20 protein-coding genes are annotated in these 19,954 nt (G+C 66.5%); 11 read left to right on the top strand and 9 right to left on the bottom strand.

The features are described 5' to 3' along the window. Positions 1-13: 13 nt before the first annotated feature. The 4 genes from ABFK29_RS02635 (at position 14) to ABFK29_RS02620 (ending at position 4,320) form a co-directional block, all read left to right on the top strand. Complete coding sequence (locus ABFK29_RS02635) at positions 14-781, top strand: trypsin-like serine peptidase (protein ID WP_005862720.1); 768 nt, start codon at positions 14-16, stop codon at positions 779-781. Positions 782-922: 141 nt separating this feature from the next. Further along, positions 923-2,659, top strand: coding sequence for an autotransporter domain-containing protein (locus ABFK29_RS02630; protein ID WP_005862718.1), 1,737 nt, complete (start codon positions 923-925; stop codon positions 2,657-2,659). A 202-nt stretch (positions 2,660-2,861) separates the two neighbouring features. Continuing rightward, positions 2,862-3,335, top strand: a complete 474-nt coding sequence (locus ABFK29_RS02625; RefSeq protein ID WP_005862716.1) for an Hsp20 family protein — start codon at positions 2,862-2,864, stop codon at positions 3,333-3,335. Positions 3,336-3,423: 88 nt separating this feature from the next. After that, positions 3,424-4,320 carry a LysR family transcriptional regulator gene (locus ABFK29_RS02620; protein WP_005862714.1) on the top strand — a complete coding sequence of 299 codons (897 nt, stop codon included), beginning with the start codon at positions 3,424-3,426 and terminating at the stop codon, positions 4,318-4,320. On the opposite strand, the gene ABFK29_RS02615 is transcribed toward ABFK29_RS02620, so the two are convergent. The 5 genes from ABFK29_RS02615 to ABFK29_RS02595 form a co-directional block, all read right to left on the bottom strand. Beyond that, positions 4,317-4,865, bottom strand: coding sequence for a hypothetical protein (locus ABFK29_RS02615; RefSeq protein WP_005862712.1), 549 nt, complete (start codon positions 4,863-4,865; stop codon positions 4,317-4,319). The two genes, ABFK29_RS02620 and ABFK29_RS02615, sit on opposite strands and share 4 nt — an antisense overlap. 338 nt (positions 4,866-5,203) lie before the next feature. Continuing rightward, on the bottom strand, positions 5,204-7,387 hold the full coding sequence (locus ABFK29_RS02610; RefSeq protein WP_005862710.1) for an esterase-like activity of phytase family protein: 2,184 nt from the start codon (positions 7,385-7,387) through the stop codon (positions 5,204-5,206). Between the two features lie 208 nt (positions 7,388-7,595). Continuing rightward, positions 7,596-9,728 (bottom strand): VWA domain-containing protein, encoded by a 2,133-nt coding sequence (locus ABFK29_RS02605; RefSeq protein ID WP_005862708.1) that lies wholly within the window; start codon positions 9,726-9,728, stop codon positions 7,596-7,598. Beyond that, positions 9,725-10,270 carry an RNA polymerase sigma factor gene (locus ABFK29_RS02600; protein ID WP_040605053.1) on the bottom strand — a complete coding sequence of 182 codons (546 nt, stop codon included), beginning with the start codon at positions 10,268-10,270 and terminating at the stop codon, positions 9,725-9,727. Before ABFK29_RS02600 ends, ABFK29_RS02605 begins: the two co-directional genes overlap by 4 nt. A gap of 126 nt (positions 10,271-10,396) precedes the next feature. After that, on the bottom strand, positions 10,397-11,197 hold the full coding sequence (locus ABFK29_RS02595) for an alpha/beta hydrolase (RefSeq protein ID WP_005862705.1): 801 nt from the start codon (positions 11,195-11,197) through the stop codon (positions 10,397-10,399). Positions 11,198-11,376: 179 nt separating this feature from the next. Between ABFK29_RS02595 and ABFK29_RS02590 the strand changes: the two genes are divergently transcribed. From ABFK29_RS02590 to ABFK29_RS02575, 4 genes are all read left to right on the top strand, one after another. Then, positions 11,377-12,852, top strand: a complete 1,476-nt coding sequence (locus ABFK29_RS02590; protein ID WP_005862703.1) for an NAD-dependent succinate-semialdehyde dehydrogenase — start codon at positions 11,377-11,379, stop codon at positions 12,850-12,852. After that, complete coding sequence (locus ABFK29_RS02585) at positions 12,837-13,220, top strand: hypothetical protein (RefSeq protein WP_005862701.1); 384 nt, start codon at positions 12,837-12,839, stop codon at positions 13,218-13,220. Before ABFK29_RS02590 ends, ABFK29_RS02585 begins: the two co-directional genes overlap by 16 nt. Then, entirely contained in the window at positions 13,213-14,130 is a 918-nt protein-coding gene (locus tag ABFK29_RS02580; RefSeq protein WP_005862698.1) for a hypothetical protein, read from the top strand. Before ABFK29_RS02585 ends, ABFK29_RS02580 begins: the two co-directional genes overlap by 8 nt. 161 nt (positions 14,131-14,291) lie before the next feature. Further along, a complete protein-coding gene (locus tag ABFK29_RS02575; RefSeq protein WP_005862696.1) occupies positions 14,292-15,524 on the top strand; it encodes an aminopeptidase P family protein in 1,233 nt (410 codons plus the stop codon). 122 nt (positions 15,525-15,646) lie between these two features. On the opposite strand, the gene ABFK29_RS02570 is transcribed toward ABFK29_RS02575, so the two are convergent. Beyond that, positions 15,647-16,219, bottom strand: a complete 573-nt coding sequence (locus ABFK29_RS02570; protein ID WP_040605037.1) for a hypothetical protein — start codon at positions 16,217-16,219, stop codon at positions 15,647-15,649. 108 nt (positions 16,220-16,327) lie between these two features. On the opposite strand from ABFK29_RS02570, the gene ABFK29_RS02565 reads away from it, so the two are divergent. Beyond that, entirely contained in the window at positions 16,328-16,654 is a 327-nt protein-coding gene (locus ABFK29_RS02565) for a hypothetical protein (protein WP_005862692.1), read from the top strand. Between the two features lie 5 nt (positions 16,655-16,659). Here ABFK29_RS02565 and ABFK29_RS02560 read toward each other — a convergent pair whose 3' ends face one another. Next, entirely contained in the window at positions 16,660-16,827 is a 168-nt protein-coding gene (locus tag ABFK29_RS02560; protein WP_005862691.1) for a hypothetical protein, read from the bottom strand. 219 nt (positions 16,828-17,046) lie between these two features. Between ABFK29_RS02560 and ABFK29_RS02555 the strand changes: the two genes are divergently transcribed. Both ABFK29_RS02555 and ABFK29_RS02550 read left to right on the top strand, forming a co-directional pair. Beyond that, positions 17,047-17,313, top strand: a complete 267-nt coding sequence (locus ABFK29_RS02555) for a hypothetical protein (protein WP_005862689.1) — start codon at positions 17,047-17,049, stop codon at positions 17,311-17,313. A gap of 15 nt (positions 17,314-17,328) precedes the next feature. Next, positions 17,329-17,943: a DUF1523 family protein gene (locus ABFK29_RS02550; protein ID WP_005862687.1), complete on the top strand. Its 615-nt coding sequence runs from the start codon at positions 17,329-17,331 to the stop codon at positions 17,941-17,943. A 113-nt stretch (positions 17,944-18,056) separates the two neighbouring features. Here the strand turns inward: ABFK29_RS02550 and ABFK29_RS02545 are convergent, their stop codons facing one another. After that, the gene (locus ABFK29_RS02545; protein ID WP_005862685.1) at positions 18,057-19,040 is read right to left on the bottom strand and encodes an ester cyclase; all 984 of its coding nucleotides are present in this window, start codon (positions 19,038-19,040) and stop codon (positions 18,057-18,059) included. Positions 19,041-19,057: 17 nt separating this feature from the next. Next, positions 19,058-19,936 (bottom strand): dimethyl sulfoxide reductase anchor subunit family protein, encoded by an 879-nt coding sequence (locus ABFK29_RS02540; RefSeq protein ID WP_005862683.1) that lies wholly within the window; start codon positions 19,934-19,936, stop codon positions 19,058-19,060. Positions 19,937-19,954: the final 18 nt, after the last annotated feature.

The following is a 19,954-nucleotide window of genomic DNA, read 5'->3' as shown; positions in this document are numbered from 1 at the left end:
GGCCTTGGGCCTCATGGGCGGTCTCTGGCTGGCCAGCGGCGCCGCAGCCCTGACCGGATGGGAGGCGGTGGGCCGGCTGGCCAACGGCGAGACGTCCTGCACCGGAACGCTGATCGAGGCCGATATCGTGCTGACGGCAGCGCATTGCCTGTACGACGACAACGGCCAGCCGGTCCTGCCGCAGAAGGTGCGGTTCGAGATAGGCTTTGGCGCGGCGGCCGTGCGCCGTGGCGTGGCCGACTGGGCGGTGTCGCCCGGGTACAGCGACAACGGCGGGATCGGGCTGGACGAGGCGAAGATCGCCAACGACGTGGCCCTCCTTCGCCTGTCCGAGGCCATTTCATCGAATGACGCCCGCCCCATCGCACTGCACCCGGCCCGGGCACCGGACGGGACGGTCTACCTTGCGCCCTACGGCGACGCGCTCCACCGAGGTGGGTCGGCCCCCCGCGCCTGCGGCCTGCTGGCACGTATCGTTGGCGGCATCCTCGTATTCGACTGCACGGCGGGCTACGGCGCGTCGGGCGCGCCGCTACTGGCCGAACATGGCGGCGGGTTGCGCATCCTGTCGCTGGTCTCGGCCACCGGCATAGACGCGGAAGGGACGGCCAGGGTGTTCGGAATGGAGCTGACGACTCACATCGTCATCCTGAAGGATCGGCTGAGTCGCCACACGGCGCCGCGTGCCCGGATTGGAACGGTTCTTCTGCCCGGCGGGGCCGAACGGGCGGGAGGCGCCCGATTCGTGCGCCCACCTGGGATGAATGCGCCAAAAGATTGAGCGTTTCACGCCTGTTGGGGAGCACCTGTTTCCGGCGCGCAACATTCTTAACGCTTCGTAATTTTGACCACTATTCGGGCGAATAGGTTTTTGGCACTTTCACCGCAGCAAGCACCCGCTTTTTTTCGGTGAGGGGACATAATGTTCAAGACTTTTCTAGCCGCCTCCACGGCGATGACACTCGCTCTGGCCGCGCCCGCACACGCGCAGAACGCAACATCCAACATCATCTTCATGATGGACGAATCGGGCTCCATGTCCGGCGAGCAGGATTTCCTGACGCAGTTCGTGCTCGACCTCGACGCCTCGCTGGCCGTCGGAGGCTTCGGAACCCGCAACTACGGCCTGATGGGTTTTGCCGCGGGTTCCACCAACCCGGGCCTGATCCGCGAGTTCACCATTGGCGGCAACCAGATCGGCAACGCCACTGACCTGTCGGCGGCAACGCTCAACCTGACCACGCCGGGCGGCACCGAGGACGGCTATGCCGCCATCGACTACGTGCTGAAAAACTACACCATTCCTGCCGGCAACACGACGCTGGTGCTCATCACCGACGAGGACCGTGACGACACGACCTCCGGCAATGTGCTGTATGCCGACGTGCTGAACGCGATCCAGACTGCCGGCGCGAACCTCGTGGCGATGGTCGACATCGGCATCCGGGACGCCAACGGCGACGCCGCGATTTCCACCGACGGCACCACCACGCTGATACAGACCGGGACCACCTTCGCTTCGACCGCGCACGGCAACTTCGTCGGCGGCTACGGCACCACTGAAGCCGACTACGCCGACCTCGCGCTGGCCACCAAGGGCGGCTGTGTCGCCGACCTCAACCAGCTCCGCCTTGGCGGCGATGCTGCGGCGGCCTTCGCCCTGGCCTTTCAGACCTGCGTCATCAACGCAGCCACCGATGCCGGGACCAAGTTCATCCTGACCACCGACATCTTCCGCAATTCGTCGATGACGGTCGCGCAGAACATCCGCGCGCAGATCCGCATCCTGGCTCTGGTGAAAAGCTACCTGGGCACCGGCGGCTTCTACTCGACCCAGGGCAATGCGATCGTCAACGACATGCTGGGCATCGAAGGCCTGCGCGGCTACGCCTTTGCAACCGCATCCTCCGGCTCCGCTTCCGGCGGCACCGACCTCAGCGGCAAAGGCCTGACCATCGGCGCCGATTACACCTTCCAGACGCAGCAGTACCTGTTCCGCACCGGTATCGCCCTGAGCGGCCTGAACAGCTCCAGCGATGCCAGCGGCTTCGACTCCGACAGCGACACCAAGACGGCGAGCCTCTACGGCCTGTACCAGACGTCGGGCGGCCTGCAGCTGTATGGTGACATCACCGCCGGCCGGACCGACCACGACTACACCATGATGTTCCCGACCGGCACGGCGTCCGGTTCCACGGAAAGCGACTACCGCTCCGCCTCGCTGGAGCTGGGTCAGCGTTTCGCCATCGGCGGGCAGGCTTCGAACATCCTGATGCCCTATATCGGCGTGTCGCGCGAACTGCTGGAAATTGACAGCTTCACCGCAAGCAACGGCGCGATCATTCCGGGCTACGACCAGACGACGACCTTCGGCAAGCTGGGCATGCGCTGGGAAAAGACGACCGCGATGAGCTTTGGCGCGCTGCACACCGACGTCGACTTCTCGTGGAACCACGTGATGAACGAGGACATCGACGTCAACAGCGGCGGCACCGTCACGGCGACGCCGGGTGGCACCGACGAAAACCGCTTCGACCTGGCCCTGAACTTCGGTCTCGACACCAAGGGCGGCGGCCGCGTCATCATGACCCTCGCCGGTTCCAAGAGCGAGAACGTCCGTATGGGCACCGTCGGTCTCGGTTACGAAATGAAGTTCTGATCTTACGATCACATCTTTGTGAAAGCGCCCCGAAGAGCCGTCTTCGGGGCGCTTTTTCGTGTGCTGGAGGCTCTTGAAACGCGCGCGTGGCGTGCCCAATTTTTGCGTACCGGAACGCCTCTGACAGGGTTCCGGTAACTGAAAAGACGGTCTGTCCCCGATGGGAAGGCCGGACACAGGTATCGCTCAACTGGAGGATTCCATGCGACATTTTGATTTTGCCCCGCTCTACCGTGCATCCGTCGGCTTTGACCAACTGGCCGAGATGATGGACCGCGTCCTGACCAACGACGCACCGCAGCCGGGCTATCCGCCGTACAACATCGAAAAGACCGCCGACGACGCCTATCGCATCTCCATCGCGGTGGCCGGTTTCGCGGACAGCGACCTTGGCGTCGAGGTGAAGGAGAACGCGCTGATCGTTTCGGCCCGCAAGGCGGACGAGGACGGGAACCGCAGCTACCTGCACCGCGGCATCGCCACCCGCGCCTTCGAGCGCCGCTTCCACCTTGCCGACCACGTGCGCGTCATCGGAGCCACGCATGAGAACGGCATGCTGCACATCGACCTGAAGCGCGAGATCCCGGAAGCGCTGAAACCGCGCCGGATCGAGATCGCGAAACCGGATGTAAAGGCGGTCGAGAAGGATGTCGTGGACGCCGAAACCGTCAACTGAGATCTGATCTGCACGACGAACGGGAGGGGGCCTGGTGCCCCCTCTTTTGCTTTTGACGTGAAATCGGCCGTCATCCATACAGGACTGCATGGACTGGCGCTCTGTCACTTTCGACTGGAACCGCGCGCGGGCCTTCCTCGTCACAGCCGAGGAAGGGTCGCTTTCGGCAGCGGCGCGGGCGTTGGGCATGACCCAGCCGACGCTGGGTCGGCAGGTCACGGCGCTTGAGGAAGAGCTGGGCGTGGTTCTGTTCGAACGGGTCGGGCGCGGGCTGGTTCTGACGGAATCGGGCACGCGGCTGGTCGAACACGTGCGCGCCATGGGTGAGGCGGCAGTCGCCGTGTCGCTGGCCGCCACCGGACAGGCGACGGACGTGTCCGGGCCGGTCGCCATCGCCGCGCCGGAGCTTTACGCGATGTGGCTGTTGCCGCCGGTCCTGAAGCGGCTGGCAGAGGTGGCCCCCGGCATACGGGTAGAGGTCGTGTCCTCCAACCGCATGAGCGACCTGAAGCGGCGCGAAGCGGACATCGCTATCCGCAATGCCGCGCCGGATCAGCCAGACCTGATCGGCAAGCGCCTGACCGACGACACCGCCGGCTTGTTCTGCAGTCCGGACTACGCCGCAAGCTTGGGCGAGGTGCGCGGCCCGGCCGAGTTGGACAAGGCGCGGTTCATCGGCTTCGAGGAAAACGCGCCCTTCGTGGCGGCACTGACGCAGCGCGGCGTGGCGGTGACGGATACGAGCTTTGGCCTGCGCACCACCTCGCACGCCGTGCATTGGGAAGTTGCGCGGCAGGGTTTGGGGATCGGGATCGGGCCTGTCACACTGGGCAGCGGCGACCCTTTGCTGGTGCAGGTCCTGCCCGAGGTCACCTTCGACTATCCCGTCTGGCTGGTGGCCCATCGGGAGCTGAAGACCAGCCCCCGGGTGCGAATCGTCTGGGACCTTCTGGCAGAGATGCTACCGCGCCTGCTGAAAGGCTAACGGTTTCGGTCGTTGCGGCCGGAATACGCCCAGCTGACGCGGCGCAAGAGATCCTCTCTCGGCAGCACACGGCCGGTTTCCACAAGCCACAGCGTCGCCGAAAGCCGGTCGGCGAAGCGGAATGCCCAGAGGAACGCCCAGAGCGCCAGTCCGCAGGACACCAGCATCCCGAAGGGCGCGGTCCGAGCCAGCATGGCCGCCGCGCCCGCGACGACGATGGCGGACCAGACCTGCACCTCCGCCCGCATGCGGGTGGCGACCTGCGCGGGGGTCGGCGTCTCTTGCGGCACGGCGCGGCCCAGCAGAAGCGCCTCAAGCCAGCGTTGGCGGCGTTGTGCGTTGATGTAACTGGGCGGAAGCTGTTCACGGTCGAGCAGGTCGTTGGCGATGTTGTCGTCCAGCCAGCAGATCCGCAGCGTGGCCAGAACGCCAAGCAGCGCGCAGGCCGAAGGGGCGAAGCTGAGGGCGCCGAATGCACCTGCCGCCACGGCCAGGGCACCCGCCACAATGCACAGAACGAAAGACAATTCAGGATCCTCCGGCATCGAACCTTCCCCATGGTTTCAGCCGAAGTCTGGCACACAAGGTTTAAGGCCCGGTTGTCTTCAGACGGCGCAACAAAACGCCTGCCAAAGACGTAGGGCAGCCATGACGTGAGACCAGCGCGCCTGACAATCCTGTCCGGTCAGAGGACCTTGGCACGTCGTCCCGGAACCGATCCGGCAATCGTGGCATGGATGTCACGACTGTGTTGGGGTGCCGGGTGTTCTGTCGCAGGCTCACCTGCGTGGCGGACGTCCCGTCGGGCCGCCACGCGCGGCGCAAAAGGAAAGCGCCCCGCAAGAGGTCTGCGGGGCGCCTTGGGTTCGTGGATACGACCGGTTTAGTGGGCGGCGGTGTTGGCCGTGCCGGCCTTCCAGAAGAACGTCTCGCCCGAGCTGTCGTCCACGCCATCGTTGTCGGTGGAGGCCCAGATCGTGCCGTCTGCGGTGATGGCCAGACCTTCGACCTTGTCGACCACGTAGCCACCCTGCGCCTGAAGCATCGGGATCAGGTCCACGACCTCTTCCTTCGAGACGACCGGCAGGTCGCCGCCCAGCGGCGCCGCGACCATCTCGGCTGCGGGGATGCGGTAGATCTTCTTGGTCACAGCGTCCGCACCGATCTGGTTGTCACGCTCGACGACGTAGACCCAGTCGCCGTGGGCCACGATCTCAGACAGGCCGACCCAGCCCTTTTCCGGTGCGGCCTTCTGGTAACGGACAGCGCCCCATTCCCCGGTTCCGAGGTCATAGGCGACCAGCTTCACGGTGTTCTTCGGATCGTCCTTCCACTCACGCTGGACGGCCATCCAAAGAGTGTCGCCGATCTGCGTGATGCCTTCGAACCCGAAGCGGACCTCGTTGTTGAGCAGCTCTGCGGGCAGGCCGATCTCGTCCTCGATCTCGCCCTCGGCATTCACGTGGTAGATCGCATGCGGCACGACGCGGTCGGTGCGGCCTTCGGAGGCCACCCAGAAGCCGCCCTCGCCGTCCAGCGCGATGCCTTCCATGTCGAGCTTTTGCGCGGGCATGCCGTTGCGGGTCACCGGCAGGGCACGGGTAATGCGCGCCGGGGTCTGCGACGGGTCGATGGTGAAGATCGTCGGCTGATAGGCGTAGAAGCTGTCGTTGACGGCGTAGATCATGCCGTCCTCGCCTGCCACCATGCCCGAAATCGCACCCCAGCCGATCAGCGCGTCGGCGCCTTCGGACGTCATCTGCGGATAGGCTGCCGGGGCGTCCTGGTATTCGTAGATCATCACGTGCGCCCGCACGCCGCCGTCCTCGATCAGGTCCGCCTCGTTGGCGGTGACGAAGAGGTTGCGCCCGGGGATGGCGATGGCGCCTTCGGGCGCGATGCCAGAAGGCAGGAGCTGCTTGAACACCGGGTTCGCCGGGTCGGTTGTGTCGTAGACAGACACGGTGGAGGACCGCTCGCCCAGCACGAAGGCATAGGGCGTGCCGTCGAAGGTGGCGAATTCCATGCCCTCCGGTTCCACGCCCTTCGCGTCGGAGCGCTTGTCGGGGTAGTGGCCGGCCTGGATGATCGGCGTCTCGAAGTCGGAGCCGCTCTCGAACACCTCGGTGCCGTCCTTGGCGAAGACGGTGATGGAGCGGGAGCCGCCGTCCATGTCGCCCTCGTTCGCCAGCATGAAGTGGGTGTCGTCCAGCCATTGCACGCCATCGGGCTCGCGCAGGCGGCCCGGCTGTTCGCCGTCGAACACCAGCGAGGCGCGGTCATCCTCGGTGTCGATGCGGGTCAGGTCCACGGCACCGGCGGGGAAGTGCGCCATCACCGCGTTGTCCGCACCGATCACCACGATGTGGTTGTTTTCCTGCAGTGTGACGACGATCTCGCCCAGACCGTTCACGTCGACGAATTCCGGCTCCGGGTCCTCGCCCGCGATCTCCGCCAGGCCGGTCATGTCGATCTTCACGACATCGCAGTTCATCGCGCCGTTCTCGATCATCACCTTCGATACCCAGCCGGCGGGCATCTGCGGCACGCGGCCATCGCCCGCGTCCTCGTCACGCTCGTTCTCGATCGCGGCGACGACGAAGGTGCCCGCGTCGTCATGCGCGGTGGAATCGGGCTGGCCGCCCAGGTCGCATTCGCCGGTCAGCGCGCCGGTGGCGAGGTCCATCGACACCAGCTTGCCGCTCGGCTGCGTGTAGGATTCGGAGGTGTTCACGCCGATGAAGGCGGTGTTGCCGATCACGGTGACAGATGTCGGTTCGCCGCCCACATCGGTGTTGCCCAGGGGCTTCGGCGCCTTCGGGTCGGTGATGTCGACGCGGCCGACGGCGCCCAGCGGGCTGTCGGTGTAGACCAGCGTCATGCCGTCTTCGGAGGCGGCGATGATCTCGGCGGAGGTCTCGCGTTGCGTGTCCTCACCCTCGGCCATGTTCAGCGGCGTGGCAAAGGCGGCAATGCGGTTGAAATTCATCTGGCCGTGGCTTTCGGCAAAGGCCGTGCCGGCCGTCAGCGCCAGTGCGCTGGTCAGGCAGATCGAACGGATGGTCATGTGATGGCTCCTTGTCGGAATGACATGGGTGCCGCATTGGTCCCGCAGCGTAACAGTGCCGTGACGGTTTTGTTAAGGCGCGGTGAAACCCTGCCTCCGGGGGTGTGCGGAGGCAGGGTTCTTGCAGCTCGATAGGCGGGACGGCGGGCGGGGCGATGCGCAGTGCGCGAGCGTCCGTCCCGCCGCCCTCGTCAGGCGTGTGCGCGGGTCAGCGCTGCAGGCTTTGCGCAAGGCGCATCAGGTTGATCGCCTCCTGCCGGTAACCGAAGGGGTCCTCGCCGCGCGCACCCGTGGCCAGCGCGATGGCGTCGCCCATCGACCAGTCGCCGATCAGGTCCGAGCCCGTGAGGATCTGGCCGAAGCCCGCGATGGCGGTGGCCCAGTCGGCCTGAGGCAAGGGCCCGGCATCCGACCGAACCGGCGTCTCGATCAGTCGGCTCTCGCTTTCGCCCGGCGCCTTGTAGCGCAGGCGGAGGAAGCCCAGTTCGGCACTCTCAGCGCCGCTCTGTTCCGCAGCCACCTGTTCCGGCGCGTAACGCAGCGGGTCGGTCATCCGCGCGTCCGAGCCCACCGGCGTGATCTCGTAAAGCGCAGTCACCTGGTGCCCGGCGCCGATCTCTCCGGCATCGATCTTGTCGTTGTTGAAGTCCTGGCGGCGCAGGGCGCGGGTCTCGTAGCCGATCAGTCGGTACTCTGCCACTTCTGCGGGGTTCCACTCCACCTGGATCTTCACGTCGTCGGCGATGGGCACCAGCGCGCCGGTCAACTGGTCGACCAGCACCTTCTGCGCCTCCGACAGAGTGTCGATGTAGGCGGCCATGCCGTTGCCGTGCTGCGCCAGCGCCTGCATCGTCGCGTCGTCGAGGTTGCCGCGCCCGAAACCCAGCACAGACAGATAAGTGCCCGTCCCGCGCTGCGTCTCGATATAGTCCTTCATGTCGTCCGGATCGCTGATACCGACGTTGAAGTCGCCGTCCGTGGCCAGGATCACCCGGCTGACCGCGCCGTCGCGGGCCATCTCGGTGGCGGTGGCATAGGCCTGTTGCAGCCCCGCCTGCCCGGCCGTGCTGCCCCCGGCCTCAAGCCGGTCCAGCGCGTCGAGGATCGTCTGACGGTCAGATGCCTTGGTCGGCTCAAGCACCCGGCCCGCCGACCCGGCGTAGGTCACGATGGACACCATGTCCTCTTCGCCAAGCTGGCCCAGCATCAGGCGGAAGCTCTGCTTCAGGAGCGGCAGCTTGTTGGCGTCCTGCATTGACCCGGAGGTGTCGATCAGGAAGACGAGGTTCATCGGTGGGCGCGCCTCCGGCAGCATCCCCTGCAGACCGATCTGCACAATCTGCGTGCCCTCGCGCCACGGGCTGTCGGAGATGCCGACATGGGTCGCGAAAGGCGCGTCCCCCTCCGGCGCCGGGTAGTCGTAGGAGAAGTAGTTCACCATTTCCTCGATCCGCACCGCGTCCTTGGACGGCAACATGCCCCGGGTCAGCGAGTTGCGGATGATCGACCAGGACGCCGTGTCCACGTCGATTGAGAAGGTCGACACCGGGTCCTCCGCCGTCACCTTGATCGGATTCTGCTCAGCTTCCGGGAAAGCCTCGGTATCGGGCGCGGGCGTCGGCACCGGTTCGAATTGCGGAACCGGGACGGGCGCCGGGGCGATACGTCCATTGACCTGCCCGGTCAGAGCGCCACCGAACCCACCGCTGAGCCCTCCGCCAGACTGAGGCGCCGCGCCGGTGGGGGCCGTCGACCGCCGCAGGGTCATGTCGCCGGCGGACCGGCTGGGGACACGCGGCGCGGGCGCGTCGGCGTCGAACTCTTCGCGCGCTTCCAGTGCGGCGGCAGGCGGCATCGGCGGCTCTGTCACCGCACTGTCCGACACCCTCGCACGACCGGTGTCGGTGGCCGTCGCGCCCCCGTCACCCGGGGCCAACGCCTGGACGTCGTCAACGGAGAAGAGCTCCGGCTGCGGCGCGGGGTCCGGTGCGACCATGTCGGTCTTCACCTCGGACCGGTCCCCGGCGATCCCTCCGCTCATCCGGTCCGGCATCTGCGTGACGACCGGGATGACCGCGACAAGCGCCACTGCGGCCAGCGCGGTCGTTGCCGTCAATACGGCGCGGGTGTTCATCTGAAACAGCATGTGAATGGCTCCTCTGAATATGCCCTTGGGCTGTGATTCAGAGGTCTGACGCGCCACGTCCGCCGTTTCTTGGGTCCGGTCGAAATTTTTCATCGCCAGCGCGATGGCATCGGCCCGGCGCGCGGGATCGGGCTTCGGCAGCTCCCTGTCGAAGAGGTCCTTCAGCTCGTTCAGATCGTCGAGGTCGTCGTTCATTTCGTCACCTCCCGCGCTTCGGCCTCTTTCAAGGCCCGAAGGCGTTTCTTCGCGTCCGAGACGCGCCATGCGACGGTGCCCTCGGGGATGCCGAGGATCTCGGCCGTCTCGGCCTGGCTGATGCCGTCGAGCACCAGCGCCAGCGTCTCGCGCAGGTCGACCGACAGGGCGCCCATCGCCCGTGTCAGCCAGTCGCGCCGCTCCGCCTGTTCGGCGATCTCGGCCTGCCGCGCCTGTTCCCAGTCGCCCCAGCCTTCGGCAGCCTTCATGTAGGTGGCGCGGCGGCGAAAGCGGTCCCGCGCGGCGTTGACGGCGATGCGATAGAGCCACGTCTTCAGGCGCGCCTCGCCCCGGAAGGACTGCAGCTTGGCGGGCAGCGCGGCGCAGAGATCCTGCGCCAGATCTTCGGCATCCGCCCGGTTGCCCGTCAGGCGGATGGCATAGGCGTAGACACGGTCGTAGACACGGCCCACCAGCAGGGCGAACGCCTCCCGGTCTCCGTCTGCGGCCGCGCGGGCCAAGGCTTCGTCACTGACATCCATGCGCATCTTGTGACTGAGACGCGCCCCGCGCGCCATTCCTTGGCGCAGGGTAGCAGATTTTTCACGCAAAGGCGGCAGGCGGCGCAAAGCCCCGCCCTATCCATCGTCACGCCGGTCGCCTCCGGATCACATCGACAGGAGCCGTTCGGTCAGCGCCCCCGAGGGATCGGCGAGGCTGTCGATCACGTCGAAGTGATGCTTGCCCTCATCGACGACGCGCGCGCAGCCCCAGGCCTCCTCCAGCCATTCCGCCTGTTCGAGGAATGCGGGACGTTCGGCGCCGCCCACCCAGACCGTCACCTTGGCGCGTGGGGCAGAGTGGAAGATCGGGCTTTCGGTCCGTGCCTCCTCTGCATCCAGCTTCAGGTTGGCGTTCATCGCGGTCTCCATCAGCGGCCGCAGGTCAGACAGTGGAGAGATCGGCAGGATCGCCTTGACCCGCGCCGCAACGTCCTCGGGCAGAACGCCGGTTCCCATGCGTGCCACAAGATGCCCGCCTGCCGAATGGCCGGTCAGGCGGATCGGACCCTGTACCTCTTCGGCGGCGATGGTCACGGCCTGCACGATCTGGGCGGTGATGTCCCGGATCCGGACCGACGGACAGAGGTCGTAGGACGGGATCGCCACGGCCCATCCGCGCGCCCGTGCGCCTTCGGCGAAATGCGACCAGTCGGACTTGTCGAAACGCTGCCAGTAGCCTCCGTGCACGAAAACGACCAGCCCCTCCGGTGTACGGTCGGGCAGGAACAGGTCCATCCGGTGCCGCGCCTCTTCACCGTAAGGCAGCCCCAGCACCGCCTTTTGCGCCGGAGACAGGCGCTGGCGATAAGCCTGCGCCTCGCTCGCCCAGCGGGGCGGATAGCCGGCCGCGTCCGGAATATAGGCGCCGTTCTCGTAAGCGTCTGAGAGGTCTGTTTTCTGGTCCATCTTTGTCCTGCGTTCCTGCCGTTCCTTGCCATACCGCTGCAAATGCCGTTTCAACCCGCCGGGCGAAAGGAGTAGAGAGGGGCAAGTCCTGTCCCGTTCGACGGACGGACAGCCCGATTACACTTGCGTACGGTGCGCACTAGGTGTGCACCCTAACGCATAAAAGCGGAGAGGAAACCATGCTCGACCAGACGACCGATCTCAAAAGCCTGCTCAAGGATCCAACCCTGCTGGAGACCCGCGCCTACGTCGACGGCGCGTGGATCACCGGCGACAAGACGTTTTCCGTCACCAACCCGGCCCGTGGCGATGTCATCGCCGAGGTCTGCGACCTGAGCCGCGATCAGGTGGCCAAGGCCATCGACGCAGCCTACACCGCCCAGAAGGACTGGGCGACGTGGACCGGCAAGGAACGGGCCGCCGTCCTGCGCAAGTGGTTCGACCTGATGGTGGAGAACCAGAACGATCTCGGCATCATCATGACCGCCGAGCAGGGCAAGCCGCTGGCCGAAGCCAAGGGCGAGATCGCCTATGCCGCCGGGTTCATCGAGTTCTTCGGCGAAGAGGCCAAGCGTATCTACGGCGAGACCATCCCCGGCCACCAGCGCGACAAGCGCATCATGGTGATGAAGCAGCCGATCGGTGTCGCCGCCTCCATCACGCCGTGGAACTTCCCTTCGGCGATGATCACCCGCAAGGCCGGTCCGGCGCTGGCGGCGGGCTGCGCCTTCGTCGCGCGCCCGGCCAAGGAAACGCCGCTGTCGGCCATCGCGCTGGCGGTGCTGGCTGAACGCGCCGGCGTGCCCGCGGGCGTGTTCAACGTCGTGACATCGTCGTCCTCGTCGGAGATCGGCAAGGAGTTCTGCGAGAACCCGAAAGTCCGCAAGCTGACCTTCACCGGCTCGACCGAGGTGGGCCGCATCCTGCTGCGCCAGGCCGCAGACCAGGTGATGAAGTGCTCGATGGAGCTGGGCGGCAACGCGCCGTTCATCGTGTTCGACGACGCCGACCTCGACGCCGCCGTACAGGGCGCGATCATGTGCAAGTTCCGCAACAACGGCCAGACCTGCGTGTGCGCGAACCGGATCTACGTGCAGTCGGGTGTCTATGACGCCTTCGCCGAAAAGCTGCAGGCCGCCACGGCCAAGCTGAAGGTCGGCGACGGCCTGGAAGACGGCACGGACCTTGGCCCGCTGATCAACTCCGATGCCATCGACAAGGTGCAGGAGCACATCAGCGACGCGACCTCCAAGGGGGCGAAGGTGGTCTATGGCGACGGCAAGCCGCTGAGCGGCGAAGGCCACTTCCTGCCGCCGACCATCCTGACCGGCGTCACGCAGGACATGCAGGTCGCCACCGATGAAACCTTCGGGCCGCTGGCGCCGCTCTTCAAGTTCGACGACGTGGACGACGTGATCGAGATGGCGAACGACACCATCTTCGGCCTTGCGTCCTACTTCTACGCCAAGGACCTGAGCCGCGTGTACAAGGTGGCCGAAGCGCTGGAATACGGCATCGTCGGCGTGAACACCGGAATCATCTCGACCGAGGTCGCGCCCTTCGGTGGCGTCAAGCAGTCCGGCCTTGGCCGCGAAGGCTCCCACCACGGGATCGAGGACTACCTGGAGATGAAATACGTTTGCCTAAGCGTATAAGTCCGGAACGCTTCGATCTGCTGGTCGACGATGGCGATGTTGTCGTCGACCTGCCCGCATGGTTCGCCGCCGCCCACACCGGCGACGGCGCGCCATGGCTGCCTGCCGCGCAGGCCGACGAACTGGCCCGCTACGGGCTGAAGCGCGGCGAGGGTGTCGCGCTGATGGAAGCCGCCGCCCGGATGTTCCGCGAACCGCCCAGCGACATCGGCTGGGAAATCCTCGGCAACGACCGCGACGGCTACAACTGGACCGACCACCGCGATCCGAAGCTGGCCTACCGCGTCTTTCTGGCAAAACTTAAGAAGGCCCGGATGGACGGTGTCACCCTGCTCTACAAGCTTTGGCTGGAACCGGGCGGTGCCTGAACCGAAGGTCGCGCGGTTCTACCTCTACCCGGCCCTGCGCGCGCGTCTGCTGGCCGGGCGGCTGCCGTTCCTGTCGACCTTGCGCGACCTGCTGGAAGCCCGTGGCTGGGACGTGCACCTGCATGACGACAGCCCGGAGGAACTGGCCGCCGCCCGCGACCGCCCCGGCTACGCGCTGGTGCGGATGATCGAGCCACCGAACCCGCGCGGCCTGACCTTCCGGCGCACCTACTTCGCCCCTTTCTGGCATATCGAACGCAGCGCCGAACGCTGGACCTGGCCTGTGGCGCGGGCAGAGTTCGACCCTGACACGGTGAACCCGCAGAAGGCCGCGCGCTTTCTGCGCAACATGCGCGCCCGTCACTTTGCCGATGCGCGGATCACGCGGGAGGGCATGGTGCTGGTCCCGCTGCAGGGCCGCCTGCAGGAGCACCGCAGTTTCCAGAGCATGTCGCCGCTGGCCATGCTGGAGGCGGTGCTGGCGCACGATCCCGCCCGTCGCGTGCATGCGACCCTACACCCGAAGGAACGCTACAGCGCGGCGGAGACCGACGCGCTCGACGCGTTGCAACGCCGGGTCCCCCGCCTAACCGTCAGCCTCGGCGGCACGGCGGCGCTGCTGCTCGCCTGCGACTACGTGGCGACTCAAAACTCCTCCGTCGCTGCGGCGGGATACTTCCTGGAAAAGCCCGCCGTGCTGTTCGGGAAGATCGACTTCCACCACATCGCCGCAAAGGTCCATGACCTCGGTGCCGAGGCCGCGATCCGGCAGGCGCCCGACATGGCGCCAGACTTTGCCGCCTACCTATGGTGGTTCTTCCGCGATCACGCCATCGACGACAGCCGCCCGGATGCGGAAACGCGCATTCTGGAGGCTCTGAGGCGCGGCGGCTGGCCGGTCGGCGGCTGACCCCGCCACACACCTCTTGCCAGACCATGCCCGCATGGCGCAGAACATCCTCAGGGGAGGCGATGGCGTCGCCGAACACATCCCCGATTCCGTCCTGTACGCCGGGACCTTCGTTTGCCAGCGCGGCAGGGGAAGGCCCGCCGCGCGACAGGAGACACGGAATGACCATCACGACCCTCGAAAAGCCAACCCAGAGCCGCCCACAAAGCTACCGCTTCCATCAGGGCGACCGCGTCCTGCCCTTCGCACCCGCCGAATACGACGCCCGCCTCGCCGGGCTGCGCGCGATCCTGAGGGATGCCGGGCTTGACGCCGCCGTGCTGACCTCGATGCACAACATCGCCTACTACTCGGGGTTCCTTTACTGCTCGTTCGGGCGCCCCTATGGCCTTGTCGTGACCCAGACCGAAAGCGTGACGATCAGCGCGGGCATCGACGCGGGCCAGCCGTGGCGGCGCTGCCATGGCGACAACATCACCTACACCGACTGGGAGCGGAACAACTACTGGCGCGCGATCCTGTCGGTAACCGGCGAGGGCAAGGCCATCGGCTACGAGGCCGACCACATGACGCTGGCCTCCAAGGGGCTGATGGACAGCTTCCTCAAGCCTTCCACCTCTGCCGATATCGCACCCGCCACGATGCGCCAGCGCATGATGAAGTCCGCCGCCGAGATCGAGCTGATCCGCGCCGGTGCCGCCGTGGCGGACGTGGGTGGCTATGCCATCCACGACGCGATCCGCCCCGGTATCCGAGAGATCGACGTGGCCATGGCGGGCCGCGACGCAATGGAACTGGAAATCGCCGCGCGCTTCCCGGACGCGGAGTACCGCGACACCTGGGTCTGGTTCCAGTCGGGCATCAACACAGACGGCGCGCACAACCCGGTGACCGCCCGCCAGTTGCAGCGCGGGGACATCCTGTCGCTGAACTGCTTCCCGATGATCTCGGGCTACTACACCGCGCTGGAACGCACGCTGTTCGTGGGCGAGGTCGATCCGGCGGCGCTGAAGATCTGGGAGGCCAACGTCGCCGCCCATGAATACGGCATGTCGCTGCTGAAACCCGGCGCCTCCTGCGCGGATATCACGCTGAAGATCAACGACTTTTTCGCCGAGCGAGACCTGCTGCAATACCGCACCTTCGGCTACGGCCACTCCTTCGGGGTGCTGTCGCACTACTACGGGCGCGAGGCCGGGCTGGAACTGCGCGAGGACATCGACACGGTGCTGGAACCGGGCATGGTGATCTCAATGGAGCCGATGCTGACCATCCCCGAAGGTCAGCCCGGCGCGGGCGGTTACCGCGAGCACGACATCCTTGTCATCACCGGGGACGGCAACGAGAACATCACCGGCTATCCCTACGGTCCCGATTTCAACGTGGTCGGTTGAGGTCTGGCGAGGGTGCAGAATCTGCACCCTACACCTTGCGCGGCCCGGTGGCGTCCGGTCCGCGCGGACAGACGGGCAGCGGCAAAGGCCGCCCGTCCCTGTAGCGGCGGATCACTGGCCGATCACTGGCCGAAGGCAGCCATGCCCCCGAAGTCCATCGTGTCGAGCAGCCCGCGTGCGGTTTCCAGATCGCCCTCGGCCTGCACCAGCACCCGGTTGCCGACCAGCGCCATCATCTGCCCGTCCTGCACCGCAAAGCGCTGGCGGCCGATGCGTTCGGTCTTCATCCCCATGGCGCCGGCGTTGGAGATCATCGCGGACATGCTGGCGACCATCGGGTTGTCCGCCATCAGGGTCAGCTTCAGTTCCTCGCCGTCCTGCGACATGTAGCGCGCCTCGGCGCCGACACCGCCCCCCATCATGGCAAGGCCGGCGTTCATCTCGGTATTCACCTCGCGCGTCCAGCCTTCGGGCGCGTCGGGCAGGAAGGCGCCGAGAGACGCGGTCTTCATCTCGACCAGCCGCTGCCGGGCCATCTCAAGGTCGTCGAGCGCGAACTGGATGTCCCCGGCGTCATACGCCTCGCGCGCCGAATCGAGAAGGTCGGTCACCTCGTCGGCCTGCGCCGGCAGGGCCATCAGGGACAAGGCGGCAAAAGCGGGGGCAAGCAAGGTGCCTGCGGTCAATCGGGTCATGGAAATCTCCTCGGGTTCGAAACAATGCCGACACTTTGACGCTGCACCAGCGCCGCCGCAACCCCCGGCCCGTTGCCTTCGGGGCGCGGCGGGGCCATCTTCCGAGACATGATAACCGGTCTCCTGATCCCCACGGCGATCCTCATCGCGCTCGCCGTCTTCGTCACCCGCGGGTTGGAGCGGCTGATGCCGGAAACCGTCCCCGGCATCGCGGCCACGGCGCTGGTTTCGGCGGTGGCGCTGGTGGGGCTGTCGGCCTGCCTGTTTGCCGTGCTCTACCTGCTGGAGACCCCGGCAGCCGCACGCCTGATCGGCCAGACGGGCGGTGTGCTGCACTTCCTTCTACTTGGGGTCCAGGCGGGGCTGGTCTGGGGACCGATCCTGTTGCTGGTGTCGGTCACCGCCCCGCGCCGCTGGCGCACCAACGTCTGGTAGGGCGGCTACTTCCACCGGATCCGCAAGTGCCTGAGCTCCCTGAGGATCAGGACCGCCGCCAGCACAACGACCACGAAGGCGGCAAAACCCGTCAGCATGACCTGTTCGAAGCGCCCCGTCTCCTCGAAAATGTAGGCGAGCAGACGCACCGGGAATGTGGAATCGGTTTCCATTTCGCAAGTCCTCCTTGTTGAAACCTGCACATGCGCAAGGAGAGTGCGAGCGGACCAACGCGCAGAATCGCTGCCCGCTTCGGACTGATGCAGGGTCCGGAAAGAATAGGATCGCGCTGAATCCAATACGTGACACCTGCGCCGCACCTTCGCGCGGGCGCTGTTTGTCGTTGATTTTCCACGCTGGCCGTATCAGGTCATGAACAAAGGGAGACTGCGATGCTGGCCTTCGGGCGCTTCTTCATCCTCGCGTTCGTGATCTGCTCGGCCGCTTATGTCGTGCTGTGGCTCAGCCTGCGTGCCCGCCGCCGCCGCCTGATCCTTGAGGAGTGGAAGGCCAACCCCGACGAGATGTCCCTTCACGCCTATCTCGATGCCGAAACCACGCGCTGGGACCGTGCCCGCCATCGAACTCTGATCGTACTGGTCTACATATTGCCTATGTGCGCCGTCACCGCGATCATCTATCTTACGAATTTCCACTGAAAGGTCCGCTCCGCCATGAAATACGTGAAATGGACGTTCATCGCGCTGTTCTGGCTGCTGGTCGCGGCCTTCCTGCATTACACGCTGCCGCAGCACGATGTGGTGCGGATCACCGACACCTATGAAAAGCGCGTCGATCCGGGCGAGAACAGCCTGTTCTGGGCGCAGGCGGACACCGGTACGAACGGAACGCTGCCCAACCGCGACGTGTTCTTCATCCAGACCCGGAAAGACGACGGCGAAATCATCGTCTATCGCAACGAGGACACCGGCTGGGGTTGGCCGCCCTATTTCAAGTTCGACACCTCGAACCTGCAAGCTGAGGCGGCCGACCTGAAATCCACCGCCGACAACCCGCGCTGGGTGGCGGTGCGGCACTATGGCTGGCGGAACGAGTTCCTGACGATCTTCCCGAACGCAGTCGGCCTGAAACAGGTGGCGGGGCCGGACGTCACGATCATCCCCTGGACAGCCATCGTCATTCTCGTGCTGCTGGCGGCGATCTACTGGGCGATCCGGGTGCGGTGGAAGCGGTTCTGGCGCAGCCGCGTCGATCCGATGCTGGAAGAAGCCGGAGACCGGCTGGACCAGGGCAGCCACCGGATGCGGGGCATGTTCAGCTCGAAATAGGGCGAGTCTTCGCGGGGCGTCCGAACCGGGCGCCCTGTCCGGCCCGTGTGGACGTGGCTGCCCCTGATACCACGGGCGCGACATTACGTAGGGCGGAGATTCTCCGCCCCCCCTCAGCCGTCTCCGCGCGCGAGGACGATCTGCAGCCAGACCGCCGGCACATCCACCAGAGTCCATTCGCGGCGCAGGCCGTCCGGCCCGAATTCCGCGTGGGTCATGCCCATGACCAGCAGTTCGGCGCCGCTCGGCGCGCCGAACAGACCCCAGCCGTCGTGCCGCCCGTTCAAAGTCCAGCGCACCGCGGCGCGCGGGCTGGCGGGGGCGTCATCCTCGCCCATGGCGCTCTGCACCGCGAACAGTGCGGAGGGGAGCGAGGCGCGCAGACCGCTCCAGAACCGTGCCGCCGCCTCCGGGCCGCTGTCGGGCTGACCGCCGGGGTAGATCACTTCGGCCGCCGGATCGAACTGGCGGGAGAGGACCGCGATCTCGCCCGCCATCACGCGCGTCAGGATGTCCGCCAATGTCTGGCCCCAAGGCGACGTATTGCCCTTTCCGTCGAAGCGCGGCGGCGTGTCCGTTTCAGGCGACAGAGGCGGCGCACAGCGGTCCGGCCCGCTCTGCGCGGCCACGGTCCCGCGCGCCCAGTCTTCCGGCGCCTCTCCCAGGGCGTTCAGAATGGCGAGCGTGTCGGCAACGCGCCACTCCTCGCCGATCTCGTTGCTGCGGCACCAGAGGTCGGTCATCACGCGATGGCTGATGTCGCGCCCTGTCGGCGCGCCGTAGGGGCCGGGACCGTCATGCGTCGCCCGGCACCAAAGCCGCCGCGACGCCTGAACCGACTTGTACCCCGACTGTGTCCAGATGGTCTCCTCGGGGAAGAAGGCGATGTCGGGCATGGCGGCCAGACGCCCCTGCGCCTCGGCCAAGATCGCGGCGCGCCCCCGCAGCAGGCCCGGGGCGGTGTGCACGACGGCGTCTTCGGCATAGACCCGCGCGATGCGGTCGAGCCGCCGGTCGGTCCAGATCTCGCGCAGGGTGCCGTCGATGAAATCCGGCGCATCGCGCCACCGCTCATCGAAACCCGGCAGGAATGGCATGGATCGGACGCTCCCGTTCAACCGGACGGCGCGCGTCCGTAGTAGAGGCCCACGACGTGTTCGGCTTCGGCAAAGAACAACCAGCGGGCCACCACCACCCCTGCCACATGGGACACCACTGCAACAAGCGCAAACAGGTGGTGGAACGGCAGGAGCAGCAGCAGGACCGGCAGGATAAAAGCAAGCGTTGCGGCGATGACCCGCAGTTTCGCCGCGTGCTTGCGCCCCACGACAAAGACCATCTCGCGCGTGAGGTAGTTGGACCCGGTGTGCGGCGGCTCGAAGGCACGCGGGGTGCCATGGGTGAGGCCGGTGGCGCTGGCCAGCGTCGTGCCGGAGCGCGCCAACCGCCGGTCGCCGTCCCACCACACCCAGCCCTGGGCTGCACCGCAGGCGACGAGCAGGAGGATCGCGGCCACAACCCGGCCCGACAAGAGCGCGCCCCCCGCCAGCGCGTAGAGGAGGAAGACCACGGGCGTCGACGGATCGTGCCAGCGCGGCACGGTCCGAAGCTGGGTGTAGATCATCGCGGTCGATCCCACAGTGACGAGCGCCATGAGCGCGCCCAGCCAACCCAGCGGCAGGACCGGCGTCGCGAAGAACACCAGCGCGGCCGCGTAAAAACCGCTCAGTGTCAGCGCCGCGGCGGCGGCCCATGCCTCCCGCGAGAGCCAGCTCGACCGCCACTGGGTGAAGGCCTTGAGCGCCCGCTCGGGCCGCCCGAGGTGTTTGGCGCTGGCGCCCAACCCGCCCAGGGCGAGGACGAAGGCGATAGCGAAGAAGACGAAGGCCACCCAGCCGGTGGGCGGCGTCGCGTCGATGCCCAGCCAGAACAACAGGCCGAAGCCCAGGCCGGACAGCGTGGTGAAGGCGATGAGAGACGGGGCCGGATGCATTCTTGTCCTTCGGAGGAA

The sequence above is a fragment of the Sagittula stellata E-37 genome, from assembly GCF_039724765.1.
GTDB classification, from domain to species: Bacteria; Pseudomonadota; Alphaproteobacteria; order Rhodobacterales; family Rhodobacteraceae; genus Sagittula; species Sagittula stellata.
Note: the sequence above shows the minus strand (reverse complement) of the source record. Positions and strands in the feature narration are given on the sequence as shown.

What these genes read in the sequence shown, in the direction of transcription:
- ABFK29_RS02635 (WP_005862720.1), top strand. Translation starts at nt 14, where the DNA reads ATGGGCGGTCTCTGGCTGGCCAGCGGCGCCGCAGCCCTGACCGGATGG.
- ABFK29_RS02630 (WP_005862718.1), top strand. Translation starts at nt 923, where the DNA reads ATGTTCAAGACTTTTCTAGCCGCCTCCACGGCGATGACACTCGCTCTG.
- ABFK29_RS02625 (WP_005862716.1), top strand. Translation starts at nt 2,862, where the DNA reads ATGCGACATTTTGATTTTGCCCCGCTCTACCGTGCATCCGTCGGCTTT.
- ABFK29_RS02620 (WP_005862714.1), top strand. Translation starts at nt 3,424, where the DNA reads ATGGACTGGCGCTCTGTCACTTTCGACTGGAACCGCGCGCGGGCCTTC.
- ABFK29_RS02615 (WP_005862712.1), bottom strand. Translation starts at nt 4,865, where the DNA reads ATGCCGGAGGATCCTGAATTGTCTTTCGTTCTGTGCATTGTGGCGGGT.
- ABFK29_RS02610 (WP_005862710.1), bottom strand. Translation starts at nt 7,387, where the DNA reads ATGACCATCCGTTCGATCTGCCTGACCAGCGCACTGGCGCTGACGGCC.
- ABFK29_RS02605 (WP_005862708.1), bottom strand. Translation starts at nt 9,728, where the DNA reads ATGAACGACGACCTCGACGATCTGAACGAGCTGAAGGACCTCTTCGAC.
- ABFK29_RS02600 (WP_040605053.1), bottom strand. Translation starts at nt 10,270, where the DNA reads ATGGATGTCAGTGACGAAGCCTTGGCCCGCGCGGCCGCAGACGGAGAC.
- ABFK29_RS02595 (WP_005862705.1), bottom strand. Translation starts at nt 11,197, where the DNA reads ATGGACCAGAAAACAGACCTCTCAGACGCTTACGAGAACGGCGCCTAT.
- ABFK29_RS02590 (WP_005862703.1), top strand. Translation starts at nt 11,377, where the DNA reads ATGCTCGACCAGACGACCGATCTCAAAAGCCTGCTCAAGGATCCAACC.
- ABFK29_RS02575 (WP_005862696.1), top strand. Translation starts at nt 14,292, where the DNA reads ATGACCATCACGACCCTCGAAAAGCCAACCCAGAGCCGCCCACAAAGC.
- ABFK29_RS02570 (WP_040605037.1), bottom strand. Translation starts at nt 16,219, where the DNA reads ATGACCCGATTGACCGCAGGCACCTTGCTTGCCCCCGCTTTTGCCGCC.
- ABFK29_RS02565 (WP_005862692.1), top strand. Translation starts at nt 16,328, where the DNA reads ATGATAACCGGTCTCCTGATCCCCACGGCGATCCTCATCGCGCTCGCC.
- ABFK29_RS02560 (WP_005862691.1), bottom strand. Translation starts at nt 16,827, where the DNA reads ATGGAAACCGATTCCACATTCCCGGTGCGTCTGCTCGCCTACATTTTC.
- ABFK29_RS02555 (WP_005862689.1), top strand. Translation starts at nt 17,047, where the DNA reads ATGCTGGCCTTCGGGCGCTTCTTCATCCTCGCGTTCGTGATCTGCTCG.
- ABFK29_RS02550 (WP_005862687.1), top strand. Translation starts at nt 17,329, where the DNA reads ATGAAATACGTGAAATGGACGTTCATCGCGCTGTTCTGGCTGCTGGTC.
- ABFK29_RS02545 (WP_005862685.1), bottom strand. Translation starts at nt 19,040, where the DNA reads ATGCCATTCCTGCCGGGTTTCGATGAGCGGTGGCGCGATGCGCCGGAT.
- ABFK29_RS02540 (WP_005862683.1), bottom strand. Translation starts at nt 19,936, where the DNA reads ATGCATCCGGCCCCGTCTCTCATCGCCTTCACCACGCTGTCCGGCCTG.